Origin of the sequence: Altericroceibacterium spongiae (assembly GCF_003610805.1) — a bacterium.
Classification (GTDB): Bacteria; Pseudomonadota; Alphaproteobacteria; order Sphingomonadales; family Sphingomonadaceae; genus Altericroceibacterium; species Altericroceibacterium spongiae.
The window spans coordinates 39,574-55,793 of record NZ_RAPF01000014.1 but is presented as its reverse complement, the minus strand read 5'-3'; the positions used below and the strand labels follow the sequence as shown (position 1 = coordinate 55,793).

Here is a 16,220-nt window from a genome sequence, read left to right as displayed (position 1 = left end):
TCGGCAGGATCAAGGACTGGAGGCGCGTCGCAACCCGCTACGACCGTTGCGCCCACACCTTCATGTCCGCCATCTGCATCGCCGCTACCGTTTGCTACTGGCTGTGATCAATGAGTCCTGAGCCTAGCTCGTTCGCTCTCGGTGGAAAGAGCGACAGATATCGAAGTGCGGATATTGCCGATCAGACCTGCAGGATGCGCTCGATGCCACCAATGACCAGCACGTCTGCATCGCCCCCTTGCCCGCCGCGCGTTGCTTTGCATATGTTCGCCAGCGGTCAGAATACGAAATTCCCATAGCCCCCCGTCTGCGGCCCGCAGGTTCCTGCACTGGAGCGATTTGCGTATGCCTAACGGCGCCCAGTGGCTCACGACACCGCTTCTTCAAGCGTAAGGCCTGTCTTAGGTTGGCTTTTCCGGAAAGAGGCCAGGCATCCAACGCGATGCTAGCGCTGCAGGAAAGGCGATATGGAGAGGTGCCCTTGAGCTTTCAGATGACAGAACGCCCATAGCGACGAGTGTCGATGCAACGCGACGTGCTTGACGTTCGCCCGTTCCGACGATTGTCTCCAATTCGCCTCGCGGAAGTTCGCCACGATAAAGTACAGCATCGAGGACATTTGCTGCCTTTGCCGGCAAGTTACCGAGTGCGGCTTCTTCTCCTACCCACTGATGGATGCGAGTCCGCAATCTGTCCGGCTCAACAAGTCCTGACATGAACTCGACCTGGTCAATACAAACCTGCAGAAAATAGGCTGTAAAGCCAGCCAATTCCTCCTCGCTGAGTGCGCCTCTTCCATCGAGATCGTTGCGACGCGGAAGATCACAGGCGGCAAGGTGCTGTTTATAGCGTGTAGCGGTACGGCCTAGTCCGCGAGCTACTGACCAGATACCGCCGGTGTCGAGCGCATCGAGCATCATTGCGTGGGACATCAGCCGTGCGACGCGACCATTGCCGTCAAGAAAAGGGTGAATCCATACGAAGCGGTGGTGGGCGGCGGCCACTGCGACGATGGCATCGCTACGACCGAGTCTGCCATATGCCCATTCGAAATGATCCATAAAGCGCGGCACTGCACCTGGGCTGATGGCGATATGACGTCCGATCTGGACATCACGTTCGCGTAAATGTCCGGGTTCGATACGCACGCGCTCACCCGTCTTTGGCATCTCCACCCAAAGTAGATCCTCCGGCAATTCGGCGCAAAAGCGAGCGTGAGTTTCCTCAAGGCCTGCGCGCGTGTGAGCCCGGCCGGAGAGTCCGCCCTCATCGATCCATTGCTGCACCTCAATGTGCGCGCGCGCTTCAAGTTGCAGGTTGCGCTTCGCGAGATCGTCACTAAAATCGTCACGAAGTGCACGCTCTATATCGATCGGATGCGTGTCATGGCCTTCGATGAGATTGCTGTAATAGCAATTCATAGCCCGAACGAGGTCAGCCAATGCAGTGCTCACGCCTTGGGGAAGGCTGCTGCGAAAGGCGGCCGCCTTTGCAGCCAGATCAACGGCAAGATCGCGTATGCCCGGCAGGCGCGGCGAACCTTCGCCAATCTTCATCGGCTGCATTGAATCGATTGTTTCGCCGCGGTCTTCTGCCACTTATATGACCGTTTCTATGTCCAGTTTAAAGTATGCTAAAAATGCCAGTTTTCTACTAAATATAGGCAAAGTCAGCGCGAGAATCGTCCTTTATAATGTCCGGTTAATTTCGCCCTAGAAGCATCCAGCAGACTTGACAAGTGCTCCTTATCGATGACTATCCTAAGGATATCGGCCTTGTCCTTCAAATAATCACATGAGTGCTGCAGCAACCCTTCTCGTTCAAATGACTCGATATAGTGGCCGAGCTGTGGTTACGGAATTCGACCTATTCCTGCTTGCTCGCTAATTATTTCGCGACCGCGGCTATCGTGGAGCAAAAATTCCAGCACGTAATGGCTCGCTTGTCGAGTCCATGGGGCTGAGGTACCCTAGGGTCGAGTGTCGGCGCGTTGGGTTATAGAAGCGCTCGATATATCGAACACGTCGGCCCTGGCCTGATAGCGCGAACGGTAAACCTTCCTCTTGACCCTCTCGGTTTTGGGGGAAGAGAAGAAGCTTTCCATCGTTGCGTTATCCCCACAGTTGCCAGACCGGCTCATCGAGCAGGTGAGGCCATTGTCCTTCATCAGGCGCTGGAACTGCTCGCTGGTATATTGGCTGCCCTGGTCCGAATGATGCAGCAGGGCATCGGGCTTGCCCCGGCGCCAGATCACCATGATTAGAGCATCCGTGACGAGTTGAGCCGTCATGGTGGTACTCATCGACCAACCGACGACCCGGCGCGAGAACAGGTCGATAACGTCGCCAAGCAACCGCCCAAGCGGTCATAGGCACGCGTCGGCTTCCACAAGATCAATGGTCATGGGGTTTGTCGGGAGGCGCATGAACGGGCGGCAGGTTTCGGTAGACCGAATTGGCCCGCTGTACGACGGCTATTCAGGCGGCTGCTGGCTGGGTAATTGGTTCGCCCAAATGTCTGCTTCGCGAAGGTCGACACCTTGGACCGGACAGTCTCCTTGCGTGAAGGGTTTCGGGCGCCGGTAGGCGTACGAAAGTCTCCGAGGACCGAACCCGCGGGCCACACGCGCTTCGCTATGGGTTTTTCGGTTTTCGGCTGACCCCCGGGTGAAGAGAACTGGCACCAGAGTGGCCGCTGAGGCAGTAGGTCTTGGCTACCTGCAGGCGATTCCGGCACAGGTGGTGGGCCAGATCATGGCCGCCCCCGTCCATTTGGTCGGCTGTCGGCGACGGTAGCGCGAGCGGTGGCATCGCCGGAAGCGCATCGACCTGGTGGATAAGTGAGGGCAAGCCATGCCGGATCATGGCGCGAGTTCTCGGATGGGCGGGGCTTTGGATGGTGGCGCGCGGGGCTGCTGCCAGCGTGCGAACGCCTCGATCACGATCATGTGCCCACCGCAGCAAGGGCACGGCGGTCGCGTGTCAGGCGGCTCTTCGGTCGCGCCATCTTCGGGCGGCGGTGTGACCGCGAGCAGCTTGCGGGCGAGCGCGATGCTGTCCTTGCGCATGGTGCCGGCAAGCAGGCCATAGTGGCGGATGCGGTGGAAGCCCTTGGGCAGGACGTGAAGCAGGAAGCGACGGATGAACTCGTCGGCGGTAAGCGTCATGACCTGCTGGCGGTCGGCGCTGCCGCGACGATAATCCTTGTAGCGGAAGGTGACGCCGCGCTGGTCGAAGGAGATGAGCCGGCTGTTCGAGATCGCTACCCGATGCGTATAGCGCGACAGATAGGCGAGCACCGCTTCGGGTCCGGCGAAGGGTGGCTTAGCGTACACTACCCAACGCTTCATCCGCACCGGTGAGAGGTGCCGCAGGAAGGCACGGCGGTCGGCGAGCCCTTCCCACCTCGCAAGATCAGCCATTCTCCATGCGCCCAGCGTAACACGCATCCTGCGCGAGCTGGAAGCGCGCAACCTGATTTATCGAACTCCCGACCCGGCAGATGGACGCCGGTCGATTATCGGAATATCGGAAACCGGTCGTGAGCTGGTCGAACAAACTGCGACCCAAACGCTTGAATATCTCGATGCCTATGCCGACAGTTTCGGACCGGAGCGCCTCGCTGCCTTATTAAGTGAGATAAGAGCGTTTACCGAAACGATACACCGCAAACGGTATGTACCAAAAGACCCCGCATAGATTTGAATCAATGTTGCGCCCAAAGTCTGCCCAATGATGCATCAAGCAAGCTCCGTCAGGAAACGACGGAACAAATGCCGGGCTGCCGGTCAGGTGCCTCTCCTGCCGAAAGCAGCTGCGCGAATAAGATCGGCTGCCTTTTCCGCCACCATGATGACGGGCAGATTGGTCAGTTTTTTGCGGATTTTCTGGAGAATGGGAGGAGGATAACAGTTTTACCGAAAGGGCTTTTGCAAAAATTTACATGCCAATCAATTTGGTGGCAAGGAGGGCCAGAGCGAGACAGAGAAGGGCCAGACAGGGCCATGCCATGACGCTCATCCCTCTCAACATGGACCAGAGGATGCGAGGGCTGCGCTCGGAGCGGATCTCCTGCCGCAATCTCAGAGCGTAGATCAGGACGCCTGTCACAGCGAGCCCCGTCAGGGCGATACCGAACAGAAACCAGATGATCTTTGTCGTCAGCCCGCCCCATGTTCCGAAATGCAAAGGGTCGGCCGCTTCCGCAATGCGCTGGTGAACGGAAAGAGTCTCTCCCTTCACTGTTTTCACAACCCGATCATCACTCGGATCGAGCATGACGGCGTTCACGCGATCACGGACCAGGAAAGCAGTCGCCTGCCCTACAACGATAACGCCGCCGGACTTACCTTTCGGAAAGCCGACAGCCTTTATATCAAGCTCGGGGAATTGCTGCTGTGCCCTGGTGACCAGTGCATCGAGATGCAACCCGGTGACCTGCGCGGGAGCCAGCATTTCTGCAGGGCGAGGTGCCGGAGCCGCACCGCCCGTTTTCTCGATAAAATACCAGAGCCCTGTCGAACCGATCAGCAAAGCGAACCACAGGCTCCATAAACCGATAAAGCGATGCAGATCGCCGGTGAAGCGGCGCCCGTCATTTCTGCGCTGCGGTTTGCGTTTCGGAATACGGAAAAAGCCGCGCCACCATTTCTTGTAGACCCAGAAAGCGGTTATCACCGATAAAAGGAGAGGAAAGGCCAGAGAGCCCACGATGGGAACACCGATAGCGGTTGGCAGCAGCAGGTTACGATGCGTTTCGCGAAACACGCGCTGGGCATTGAACCAGGGAGACAGGCCTTGCACCTGCGCGCTCCATGGATTGATCTGCGCGCGAAAACGGTGGCCATCGGGGCGCATCATAACGGCTTCGGCAGCAAACCACGGTTCGGTCGGGGCATAAAGCCATTCGATCCGCGCACCATCCGATACGGTATGCGCAGACTGCGCCCAATCGCCCCATGAGGCCTGCGGTGAATCCTGTACGCTCACCCGCATGGCAGGCGTTAACAGCCAGTCTATTTCATGGGACAGAGTGGCAATCGTTCCGGTCGCCAGAATAAAGGTCAGAAACAGGCTTAGTTGCAGCCCCGCCCAGTGATGGAGCTTCCACCAGATCGACCGCCCTTTTTTCTTCTTTTTGGCCGATAGGCCTGTCGCAGCAACTGTTGCCATCACAGAGCCCGAAATCGCTCTGTCAGATCTTGGTTGCCGATATCGATTTCAGGGAATGTCGGAAAAAAGCAAGTCGTCACGATATGTGCCAATGCGCTGAATTGGGACAGGGCTCTAATAAGATCACCTCGCATTAGCAAGTTTTGCAAGTGCAGCAACAGGCTCTGTGCCGATACAGAGTATTCCCTTCCCTGCTCCTGCAAGGAAGGGGTGAAGCGACAGGATTTCAGGGTCTTCCGGTTTCTATTTCGCCCCGCTTCGGCAACAGGCGGATGATGAAAGCTGTGTCTTCCAGTCTGGTGCGATATTGCGGGAGAGGCTTGCCGAGATCGCTCCATTGATTGTTTCCGCCCACACCGCGTTGCGCTGCATCGACCAGCAATGTGCCGTGATCATGCGGATAGATATCGGTCGATTTCCATGTGCCCGGTTCACGGCGATAGAGATCCGAATAAGGGAGAGACAGGGCATTCATCATCAGGGGGCGCTTGCCTTCGATCCGAAAACCGTAACCGCTGCCGGAAATATCCATCCAGCGAACACCCACTTTATTGCCGGTTTCCTGCGGGCGAATATAATCATGGGCCTGATCCGCCAGAGCGCTGCGCCAGAGGCCGATTGCCGCCGAGCTTTTCCTGTCCACATAGCTTTCATGCGGGCCGCGCCCATACCATGCCAGGTCATCGAAGCTTTCGGGGAAAGTGAAAATCAGCCCGATGCGGAACGGTGGCGGAAGTGTTTCATCTACGGGATGAAACATGTTCGATATGGTGACCGAGCCATCACTGGCCATATGATAAATCGACCGGAATGTTGCAGCCGGGCCTTCCGATGTGTCCGCACCCAGAGCGAAATCGATCACCGCTTCCTGCCCGCCATTACCCGCAGGGCGCAAAGCGAACCCTGTCAGTCTGCGCTGTTCGCTCATAGCCTTCCATGCGGCCAGTTGCTTCGCCGTTCCTGTGCCCCGGTCAGGATCGGTGACGGCGCGCCAGAAATTGGGCGCTCCGCCCTGCACCAGAACGCACCCGTCTTTTGTGTATGACGCGATCAGACCGTTTTGACGATCCAGAGTGAGGACCGCACCGGATGCCCTGAAGCTGACGGAACCGCCATGCTGTTCCAGCACAACAGACCGGCCATTGCCCTGCACTAGCGAGGGTTGCGGCACTTCCAGCGCGAACTGTTCCCATGCAATAACCGTTCCGGCATCAACAGCAGGAATGGCTCCGGCTTTTGCATGGGCCCGGAGCGTGATGAAATATTCCGCATTCTTCCTGCGGGGATAATCAGGCAGTGGAAGAGCGATCCCGGCTTCTTCACGAGCTTCTATCTTCGGAACCGTGAAAGGTCCTTCCGCCACAACCCTTCCATTCTCCAGCAATTGCCAGTCGAAGGTGAAATGCGAAAGGTCGGCAAAATCCTGCCGGTTATGCAGTTCGACATGGCCCGTTGCCGGATCGAACCGGGTGAACTGAACCGGCTCCATAACCTTGCGTAATTCATAGAGGGCGGGATTGGGGGTTCGGTCCGATTGCAGCAGGCCGTCGCCGAATTCGATATCACCGCCCGGATTGGGCCCGTATTCGCTGCCATCGGCCCAGTAGCGCCGCCCGTCTTCCGTATAGCCATACATGGACTGATCGACCCAGTCCCAGATGAAACCGCCTTGCAGTGTCTCGGGATGGGCATAGATCGTATCCCAATATTCTTTCAGATCGCCACCCGAATTGCCCATCATATGGGCATATTCGCATTGGATCATCGGCTGCTGATACGTCCAGTTTGTGGCGTAATCTTCCATCTTTGCCGCCGGATCGTACATCGGCGCATAAATATCGGCATACCAGTTCGGCCGATGGTCCCCCGGTGGCAATGGCCCCCAGCCCAGATAGCTGACAAGGCGATCGGGATCTCTCGACTTCACAGCTTTCGCAGCCGCTTCGAAGGTCGGGCCGATCCCCGCTTCGTTCCCCAGAGACCAGAAGATGATGGAGGGATGGTTCTTGTCCCGTTCCAGCATATTGGTCACCCGGCTGATATGTGCATCGCGCCAGGCAGGGTCGAAGCCGAGCTGATAATAAGAGCGTTTGTCGGGAACAGCGTTGCCATGCGCCATATAGGCATGGCTCTCTATATTCGCTTCATCCATGACATAGAGGCCATAACGATCCGCCAGTTCATAAAGATAAGGATCGTTGGGATAATGCGCTGTGCGCAGGGCATTAACATTATTCTGTTTCATCAGCCGGATATCCCGCTCCATCGATTCACGGGACATGACATGAAAGGTTTCCGGATCGTGTTCGTGCCGGTTGACGCCGCGGATCATGATCGGTCTGCCATTAACCGTCACCTGCCCGTTTTCCATCGCAATGGTGCGGAAACCGATATGCGAGGGCGTAGACTGGATCAGTCTGCCCTGCTTGTCTTCCAGCTCGACCAGCAATCTATAAAGATTGGGCGTTTCGGCAGTCCATGGGGCAATCGCAGGCAGCTCCCCCGCCAGTCTTACGTTACGTTCGGAAGTGTTCGCAGGCACGGAGGCCGTGCGGGTCAGGATCGCCTTCTCCCCGTCCATAACCACTATTCGTGCCTCGACGGCCTGCCCCGGCGTAATCGCCAGATCGACAGCTAGTTCACCCTTGCGATAAGACGTGTCGATCCCTGCATGGGCAAAGAAATCCCGTACCCGCACCGGCGGAACGGCCATCAGGAAAACATCCCGCTCGATACCCGAGACGCGCCAGAAGTCCTGATCTTCGAGATAAGAACCATCGGACCAGCGAAACACCTGAATGGCGACGACATTATCGCCCGGTTGCAAATAGGGTGTTACATCGAATTCGGAAGGCAGCTTGCTATCCTGTGCATAGCCAACCTTTCGGCCATTAACCCAGACATAATAAGCCGATCCGGCGGCACCGATATGGAGGATCACCTCCTTGCCCGACCAGTCAGCAGGCAGGGTGAAACTGCGCCGATAGGATCCCACCGGATTGGTTTCATGCGGGATAAGCGGGCGATTGGCCGGGAAAGGATATTTCCAGTTATTGTAGCGCGCCTGCCCGTAACCTTCCGCTTGCCAGTCAGCGGGAACTTTGATCGAATCCCAGCCCGACACATCGTATCCGGGCTTCTCGTAGCCGACGGGGCGCTTATCGGCATTGGGCGAAAAGGAGAATTTCCAGAGCCCGTTCAGCGACAGGAAGCGTTCTGAATCCTGCTGCCTTCCCTTCAGGGCCTGCGCACGGGTTTCAAAAGGAAATCCCGTTGCCCGGGGAGGCAATGTGTTGACGGAAAAGACCGACGGATTTTCCCAGTCCGGACGCGACGCATCTATCTGCACCGCCTGCACCTGAGGGTCCTGCCCGATAGCGGCACTTGCGACAGACAATGTTACCGCCGCAGATAAACCGCGAAAAATATGCCCCATATCCATCCTCTTTCGCCGGCGGGGGCACGACAAACTTCATTCCCTGATGCGGTCCTCCAGATCGGCAAAGCAGGGCGTATGCCTGCCCTTCACGCGCAGCTGATCCGGTTTCGCCTGCGAAACCGGCACGCAATCTTAAAGGAAATGAATGCCGTTTATCCGTGCTCCCAATCCGGCTGATTCGTTCTTTGCGTTTCCTTTATCGACGATGGAGAATGGGGCGGGCAATTGTCTGAGTAATTAAATTTGCATTGGTATTTTATGCTGTTTTGTGTCGCCGCCACGCTATCCATCCATTGAAGGCTGTCAGAACCAGAATTATCAGCGGCATCAGAGCGTGGGTATATTCGGCTTGTAGCGAAACACTTATCGCTGCCGCAGCCATAATGGCGCATCCTAGCACGCTGCCCCAAAAACGTGTGACGGAAAAAGCAATCAGTCCGGCAGAAGCCCATTCCGCCATACCAGTGACATAGTGAAACCAGCCCGGATATCCCCAATGCCGATACTCTTCGACCAGCTCGGGATCGGCGAAAATATTCAGCCAGCCCCCCAAAAGGAAAAATGCGGATAAGAGCCAGGCATACAGATTTTGCCAGAATTGGCTTTTCATATTTCTCTCCCTGAAACGGCCTGCGATGGCAGGCACGATAAACAACAGAGAGTCTACTTCCTCAACCATAGTTGAGGTCAAGGCACCGCGATCCGATTGCAATGGCGCAGGCTTCCTTAAAGAAAATACGTGTTTTCAATATGCATCACATCGGGCGGATATAACTCAAACTTATATCCATCATGGTTGCAAATATGAATCATTCTCATTAGCGGGCCCATTCCCGTTGAAAGAGATTGAGACATCCATGAAAACTCTGCGCTATACCGTGCTGCTGGCATGCAGTGCTGCTTCGATTGCCATTGCCCCGGCTGCGAGAGCCGAAGACCGGGCCAACACTGCCACAGCAGCGGAACCGTCCCGCTCGGATTCCGGCCAGACCACGCCTGAAATCATCGTTACGGGCCGGGCAGAAACACTTTATCATGTCGATGAAACGTCGGTTGCCCGCGGGACGAGCGACCCGCTGGACATTCCGCAATCGCTGAGTGTCATCAATCAGGCGCTTATCAACGATCAGGGCGCGCGCGATGCCACCGACCTTTATCGCAACATCGCCGGGATCACCAATTTCAGCTACTCGACCATCACCTTCCGCGGCTTCCGTCAGGATCGCGTTTATTACGATAATCTGCGCGGCGATCCCTTCATTGCATTCTCGGTGCCCAAGCTCTTCAATATCCAGCGGGTCGAAGTGCTGAAAGGACCTTCGGGTATGCTATACGGCCCCGGCGAACCCGGCGGTCTCATCAATTATGTCACGAAAGTTCCTACCGAAGAATTGCAGGCCTCGGCGCGGGCTACGCTGGGCAATTATGACCGTTTCGGAGGTTCGGCCGATGTCTCCGGCCCGGTGACGAGCGACGGTCAGTTGCTGGCGCGCGGCGGGGTCTATTACGAACAGATGGACCCCTTTCGGAACAACACACGGGAAAAGTCTCTTATTCTCGATGGCGGGCTGACCGCCAAGCTGGGTGAAGATACGCGCCTCATCGGCCAGATAACCCATTACGATCAGAAAAATCGTGGCGCCCGGTTGCGCGGCGTGCCGACCGACGATGATGGCAATTTCCTGGCCGACCGTAGCTGGAATGCCAATGAAAAAACCGATTTCCTCAATCTCAAGGCCACCGTCTATCAGGCGCGTCTGCAATCCGCCCCCGCCGACGGTATCTCCTTCGAACTGGCAACCCGCTATTACAAATCGACCGAGCGCCAGCAATATCATGAACCGCGCGGCCTGATCGATACCGATAATGACGGGATAGTCGATGCAAGCCGCCGCGAATTGCGCGATCAGCGACGGGCAAGAGACGGCCTGAATTTTGCCGGGAATGCAACGATTGATCGCCCGGTAGCAGGCCTGGACAATCGTATATTGGTTGGCGCTGACTGGTATCGCGAAAAGGCCGATTTCTGGGCGCACACCGTTCCCAATAGTGAGATCGAACCGCTCAGTCTCGCCAATCCGGTTTACGGTCTGTCGGGTGCGTCTTTCTACGATCTGGATGCCCTTCCCCTGCGCGAAACCGAAACGCGCAGCACATCCTATGGCTTCTACATTCAGGATCAGCTGAGCCTGTCCGAACAGTGGCTGCTGGTCGGCGGCACACGCTATGACCGTTTCGAGGGTGAGGATATTCTGGGGGACGAAGACTATACCGGCGATGCCTGGACATTCCGGGGCGGCGTGATCTTCAAGCCGCGGCAGGATATGTCGCTCTATTTCAACTGGTCCGAAGGGTTCGAACCTCAGGATGTCGATTCACAGGACACTGCAGTCGGCGGACCGTTCGATCCGGTCACGGGCGAACAGTTCGAAGCCGGCGTTAAGCTGGCTTTGCTCGACGGCAAGATACAGGCCAATGGTGCCGTCTATCACATTACCCGCCAGAATCTGCTGCAGGCCAATGGCGATGTGGTCGATGGCGTTAACCAGCTTGCCCCGATCGGCGAAGTCACCAGCAAAGGCTTCGAACTGGAAGTCAGCGCCGATCTGACACCGAACTGGGTGCTGACTGCCAACTACGCCTATAATGATGCCAAAATCACGGACACAGTGGAAGGTCAGTCGCTCACAAATGCCGTGGGGGACCGGTTTGCCAATGCACCCAAACATCAGGCCGGATTGTGGAGCCGCTATCAGTTTGCCGCTACCGGCACGGCCATTGCTCTGGGCAGCGAATATGTCAGTAAACGCCTGTCGCTTTCCGGCCAGAAGGTGAAACCTTACGTCATTTTCGACGCTTCGGTCATTCAGCGGATCAACGATAATCTCAGCCTGCTGCTGCGGGTCGATAATCTCTTCGATAAAACCTATGCGGCTTCCGGCTTTGTCGACCGCACCGGCCACTTCCCCGGAGAACCGCGAACCGTCTTTGCAGAACTGCGCTGGGATCTGTGATCCTCGTGCCATCATCATGACCGCATTCCCGGGCTGCTCAGCCTGAAACAAAGACGGGCCCGGATAGCTATCTGGGCCCGTCATCGTTGGAGCGTCGATGCAACTGCGCGCGGCGGCCCGGCGCTCACCGGGACGATCAGTATTTCAAACGCATGGTCAGCTTGAAATTACGCGGTGCGCCATAGAGTTCTGTCGCCCCCCAATAGACATCATCGGAAATAGCCAGATAATATGTCTTATCGAACAGATTGTTGACATTCGCCTGTAAACTGAACCTTTCGCCTGGCGCGTATTCGGCGATCAGGCCGGCAAGCCAATAGCCATCCTGCTGGTGTCGCACCTGTGTGCTGCCTGTAAGCGGTGCGATCAGATAATGGGTTTCGCTTTGCCATGACAGATTTGCGCCGATGCGCCAGTCATCCAGCTTCCCGGGCAGTCTGTAGGTGCTGTTCAGCTTGAACAGATGTTCCGGAACACCCGTATCATATTGTGTGCCGATCCGGTCCGGGTTGGCATCCTTGCGATATTCTGTTCGCGAATAGGTATAGCCGGTGCCGATCTGCCAACCGGCAGCCAGTTCACCTTGCAATTCGATATCCACGCCTTCGCTCCGCACAAGGCCCGCCGCTTCGTAGCAGGACCGGTTCGGGAAAGTGGGGCAAGCGCCCTGATCTGCAAGTTCGCGGGCGCGATTGGCTTCGTCGATCCGAAAGAGGGCGAGGCTGGCATTGAGTGCACCGTCCAGATATTCACCTTTCAGGCCGATTTCGAAATTGCGCCCTTCAATAGGTGCAATCGTATTGCCGCTAATGTCCACATTGTTTTGCGGACGGAAAATATCCGTATCTGGCATAAAGCGAATGGTGCCGGTGAAAATCGTAAATCACGGCGCCGTAAAGCGTTGCGTGGCCATCCGCCTTGGTCGTGGTCCCACCATCGCGATTATCATACCAGTCAAGCCGGCCGCCCATGATGACTTTCAACGCATCGGCCGGGTTGAGCCGCAAGGTCGTGTAAAGGCTATCCTGAGAGTAATCCGTGCTGGTGGTGCTGTAGTCCGGGCTGGTTGAATCGAGAACCGGGGGCGGCCCTGCCGAGCGTGGGTCCCAGGTGAAGGGGTCCGGTACATGCGTGACGAAGCTGCTCCAGCTATCGAACCAGCTTTCCGATTGGGTTTCCTCCCGATTGACGGTCCCGCCCAGCACAAGCTCATGTTCGCGGCCGAACAAATCAACGCTGCCGGACACGAAGGCGTCGATGGCCTTCTGCTCGACATCCCGGTTCACCGCCCAATAGGTATGGCCATAGCCGCCATTCACTTCGTCCGGCATCAGCCAGGTGGACAATATCCGGGTGGAACCATCCACATAGCGTGCATTGACGGTCAGCTTCCAGTCATCGCTCAGCTCCTGATCCAGGCTGGCATAGACTGTATGATGATCCTGTTTCAGATATTCCCAGTCCGTACCGATAAAGGTCGAGCGCGGCAGGCCGAAATGCTCACCATCATCGGTCACCGGCAACCCGCCCCACCCCATGTTGGAATTGCTGTAAACATAGGAATAGCCGACATTGAAAAGCGTGGTATCCGACAGATGGAAGTCCAGCGTCGTATAGACGGTCTGCCGCTTCGTCTTTTCGATATCGCGAAACCCGTCAGCATCCTGAATATAGCCAACCACACGCCCCGACACTGCACCATCTGCGGTTAGCGGGCCGCTAATATCAGCCTCCAGTGCAAAGTCTTTCCAGGAACCCGCGCTGGCGGTCAGTCCGGCCTGCAGGCTTTCGGTGGGCCGCTTGCGGATCATGTTGATCGATCCCGAAGGGCGGCCACCGCCGCGTGCCAGGCCAGTCGCACCGCGCGCCACCTCGATCCGGTCGAACACGGCCGTATTGCCGAGCGGGCTCGTCACGTAACTGTCGAACTGGCTTGTCAGACCGTCCTGCGCGATAGTGTCGACATAAAAGCCGCGGGAATAGATGTTCGGCCGGCCGACGCCGTAAGGAACTACGGAAAGACCAGGTGTCGCACGCACCACGTCCAGCAGATCGATCATGCCCTGATCGTCCATCCGCTGGCGGGTGATGACAGTGACAGACTGAGGCGTTTCGCGCGGGGAAAGGTCAAGCCGGGTAGCAGTGCGCATCACGCTGATGGTATAAGAGCTTGTGTTCTCGGTTGCCGCCGGATCGCTGGTCATGCTTGCGGGGATACCGGAAGCGTTATTGCCATCCATTCCCTCCACCCGTACCGGCCCGAGCCTGATCGCACCATCGCCCGATGCCTGCGGCGCCGGTTCGACCATAACTGACTTTTCGGAGGTCCAGCGGAAGGTAAGCCCCGTGCCGGACAACAGCCGCGAAAGCCCTGCCGCAGGCGCCATGCGGCCGGATACGCCCGGAGAGCTGCGGCCGCGTGTGCTGGCACTTTCGGCGGACACCTCGATCCCGGCCTGCCGTCCGAACAGGATCAGCGCATCTGGCAAAGGCTGGGCGGGAATATTGAAAGTTCGGGCCTCGGGCGTAGCCTGCTGTGCGATAGCGGGTGCCGGCAGTAGCGCCATAGCACCTGTCGCACTCGTCATAAGCGCGGCCACCCACGCCGCGCTGCGTGCTATTATGCGTGGCCTGTTCTTCGATTCCATATCCATTTTGCCCCAATCCAGGTGTCATCGTGAAGGGGAAGAGCGGCCTGCCGAATTGATAATGTGACGCAACCGCAACGTCCCCATGGGAACAAGGACCGAGACAGGTGCCGGAATTTTCAATTTCAATCGGATTTTTTTCAACGACCGGCGCGGATCGCTCGATTTCAAGCGGTTCTTCAGCCGCGAACAATAATCAGCCAGGGTGTAATCCGGGTGACGCTCCCGCCTAGTGGAGCCACCATCGAGCGGATTGCGTGAGAAGCGTCACGCGGGTTGAAGACGCCATTGACGCGCTTTGCGGCCAGTGCCTCGTCGGCGATGATGATCCGGCCCCTATACCAGGGGCGAATATCGTCGATCACCTCGGCGACGGTCCGGTCGCGCGCATTGACCTCGCCATGCGCCCATGCCGCGATCAGTTGCGGCGACAGCCTGTCCATGCGTATTGCGCCTGCTTCGTTCAGGGAGAGCCGCTGCCCGGCTTCAAGAACGATCGGGCCATTGCCCGACGCCGTGGAGGCGACCCGGACCCGGCCATGCCGCACGCCAACACCGGTCGTTTCGCCAAGGCGGCGCACATCGAACGCAGTGCCGAGCACGGTTGCCGTCACATTGCCCGCCACGACCCGGAAAGGCCGGTCTTTATCGGGTTCCACCTCGAACAGAGCCTGCCCCGCAATCAGATCGACCCGCCGGGTGCCGGCTTTATAAACGATGCGGATGGCGGAGCCGGGGCCGAGGCGCGCAGAGGACCCATCGGGCAGCCGCACGGTTTCCAGTTCGCCCGTTCCGGTGCGATAATCGGACTGGAGCATCAGCCACGCCGACGGTCCTGCCCAGACGGCGAGCAGTACCGCAGCCACTGCGGCGGCAATGGCTCGCCGCCGCCGGAACCGGCCCGGTGAAGCAACATGTCGGCGACGGGCATCCTGCCGCCTGAACCCGCGGCGGCGAAGGGGTCGCATAGCCGGTTCGTCCTGCCACCTGTCTGCCATATCCGGCTGCGTTGCACCAATCAGCTCATAGCTGTGGTTAAGCTCTTTCCAGACCTTTTCATGCTGTGGATCTGCGGCCAGCCACTGCCGGAACGCGGTCTGCACCGCGTCATCGGCGGGGTGTTCGGTCAGCTGAAGCAGCCAGTTGGTTGCCTCGTCCAATATGCGCTCGGACGCCTGTGTCATGACATTCACGCCCTCTTTCGCCGACGTAATGCAGAGACGGGCACGACAAGGAGACGATGCTTCGTCCATGCTACCGGCACGGAACTTGTCCGTCCGATTTTCAGCATTCCTGCGGCCACCACGTCAGGCGCCCCCTTCGCGGCGGCGATGGCAGTGCTTCACACCGTCCGCCACCAGTGCGTGTGCTGTGCCCACCGACACGCCGAGATGCCGGGCGATTTCGGTCAGCGTATGACCGCCGAAGCGATGCATTTCCACCGCAATACGCGTGCGTTCGGGCAGTTCGCTTAGCGCGGTGCGGACAAGCTCCAGTTCATTGCGCGCAGTTGCTTCCGCCTCAGGCGTGGGCCGGTCACTTGCCAGCGTAGCGGCAATCTCGTCGAAATCCTCTGCATGGCGCTTATTGTCCAGATTGATACGCTGGCGGCCATCAAGCGCGACATTGCGCACCACGCGGTAGAGATATTGCAGCGGTTCGCGGATGGCTGTCCGTCCGACGGCGCGGTCATATCGCAGCCAGGCATCCTGCACCACGTCTTCAGCGCGGGCGCGATCACCAAGAATATGCGTCGCATAGTTCACCAACTCACCCCGATGGGCGGCGTAGAGACCGATCGCCTTGTCCTTCGAACGCTCGATGATGCTGCCCCTGCTTTCATCACATGCGACAGATTCGCAAAAGCCGGATAGCGCTTCACTTATATCGAAGCAATGATCTGCAAACGGGCGGATTGTATTGAGCATCGCTCTTTATATGCTATTGC

Annotated in this window: 10 protein-coding genes and 3 pseudogenes; 3 read left to right on the top strand and 10 right to left on the bottom strand. The window is 57.7% G+C overall.

Annotated features, from left to right (window positions below):
- Positions 1-107 (top strand): annotated as a pseudogene (locus D6851_RS16485) (IS5 family transposase); the annotation flags it as partial.
- A gap of 294 nt (positions 108-401) precedes the next feature.
- Here D6851_RS16485 and D6851_RS16480 read toward each other — a convergent pair.
- The 3 genes and pseudogenes from D6851_RS16480 to D6851_RS16470 all read right to left on the bottom strand — a co-directional run.
- Complete coding sequence (locus D6851_RS16480) at positions 402-1,598, bottom strand: Fic family protein (RefSeq protein ID WP_238474173.1); 1,197 nt, start codon at positions 1,596-1,598, stop codon at positions 402-404.
- 306 nt (positions 1,599-1,904) lie between these two features.
- Positions 1,905-2,341, bottom strand: a pseudogene (locus tag D6851_RS16475) (IS3 family transposase); the annotation flags it as partial.
- A gap of 519 nt (positions 2,342-2,860) precedes the next feature.
- A pseudogene (locus D6851_RS16470) lies at positions 2,861-3,394 on the bottom strand (IS91 family transposase); the annotation flags it as partial.
- On the opposite strand from D6851_RS16470, the gene D6851_RS18385 reads away from it, so the two are divergent.
- The gene (locus D6851_RS18385; protein ID WP_120326005.1) at positions 3,348-3,698 is read left to right on the top strand and encodes a MarR family winged helix-turn-helix transcriptional regulator; all 351 of its coding nucleotides are present in this window, start codon (positions 3,348-3,350) and stop codon (positions 3,696-3,698) included. The pseudogene D6851_RS16470 and the gene D6851_RS18385 sit on opposite strands and share 47 nt — an antisense overlap.
- 240 nt (positions 3,699-3,938) lie before the next feature.
- On the opposite strand, the gene D6851_RS16460 is transcribed toward D6851_RS18385, so the two are convergent.
- The 3 genes from D6851_RS16460 to D6851_RS16450 all read right to left on the bottom strand — a co-directional run bounded on the left by D6851_RS16460 (position 3,939) and on the right by D6851_RS16450 (position 9,322).
- Positions 3,939-5,171: a PepSY-associated TM helix domain-containing protein gene (locus tag D6851_RS16460; RefSeq protein WP_120325997.1), complete on the bottom strand. Its 1,233-nt coding sequence runs from the start codon at positions 5,169-5,171 to the stop codon at positions 3,939-3,941.
- Between the two features lie 226 nt (positions 5,172-5,397).
- Positions 5,398-8,607 (bottom strand): glycoside hydrolase family 2 TIM barrel-domain containing protein, encoded by a 3,210-nt coding sequence (locus D6851_RS16455; RefSeq protein ID WP_183030156.1) that lies wholly within the window; start codon positions 8,605-8,607, stop codon positions 5,398-5,400.
- Between the two features lie 259 nt (positions 8,608-8,866).
- Positions 8,867-9,322 carry a DoxX family protein gene (locus tag D6851_RS16450; protein ID WP_210210390.1) on the bottom strand — a complete coding sequence of 152 codons (456 nt, stop codon included), beginning with the start codon at positions 9,320-9,322 and terminating at the stop codon, positions 8,867-8,869.
- 145 nt (positions 9,323-9,467) lie between these two features.
- Between D6851_RS16450 and D6851_RS16445 the strand changes: the two genes are divergently transcribed.
- Entirely contained in the window at positions 9,468-11,624 is a 2,157-nt protein-coding gene (locus D6851_RS16445; RefSeq protein WP_120325994.1) for a TonB-dependent siderophore receptor, read from the top strand.
- Positions 11,625-11,760: 136 nt separating this feature from the next.
- On the opposite strand, the gene D6851_RS16440 is transcribed toward D6851_RS16445, so the two are convergent.
- The 4 genes from D6851_RS16440 to D6851_RS16425 form a co-directional block, all read right to left on the bottom strand.
- Positions 11,761-12,477 carry a TonB-dependent siderophore receptor gene (locus tag D6851_RS16440; RefSeq protein ID WP_120325993.1) on the bottom strand — a complete coding sequence of 239 codons (717 nt, stop codon included), beginning with the start codon at positions 12,475-12,477 and terminating at the stop codon, positions 11,761-11,763.
- The gene (locus tag D6851_RS16435) at positions 12,431-14,212 is read right to left on the bottom strand and encodes a TonB-dependent siderophore receptor (protein WP_183030155.1); all 1,782 of its coding nucleotides are present in this window, start codon (positions 14,210-14,212) and stop codon (positions 12,431-12,433) included. Before D6851_RS16435 ends, D6851_RS16440 begins: the two co-directional genes overlap by 47 nt.
- Positions 14,213-14,451: 239 nt before the next feature.
- Positions 14,452-15,456, bottom strand: coding sequence for a FecR family protein (locus D6851_RS16430; protein ID WP_183030154.1), 1,005 nt, complete (start codon positions 15,454-15,456; stop codon positions 14,452-14,454).
- A 123-nt stretch (positions 15,457-15,579) separates the two neighbouring features.
- On the bottom strand, positions 15,580-16,200 hold the full coding sequence (locus D6851_RS16425) for a sigma-70 family RNA polymerase sigma factor (protein WP_210210389.1): 621 nt from the start codon (positions 16,198-16,200) through the stop codon (positions 15,580-15,582).
- Positions 16,201-16,220 lie beyond the last annotated feature (20 nt).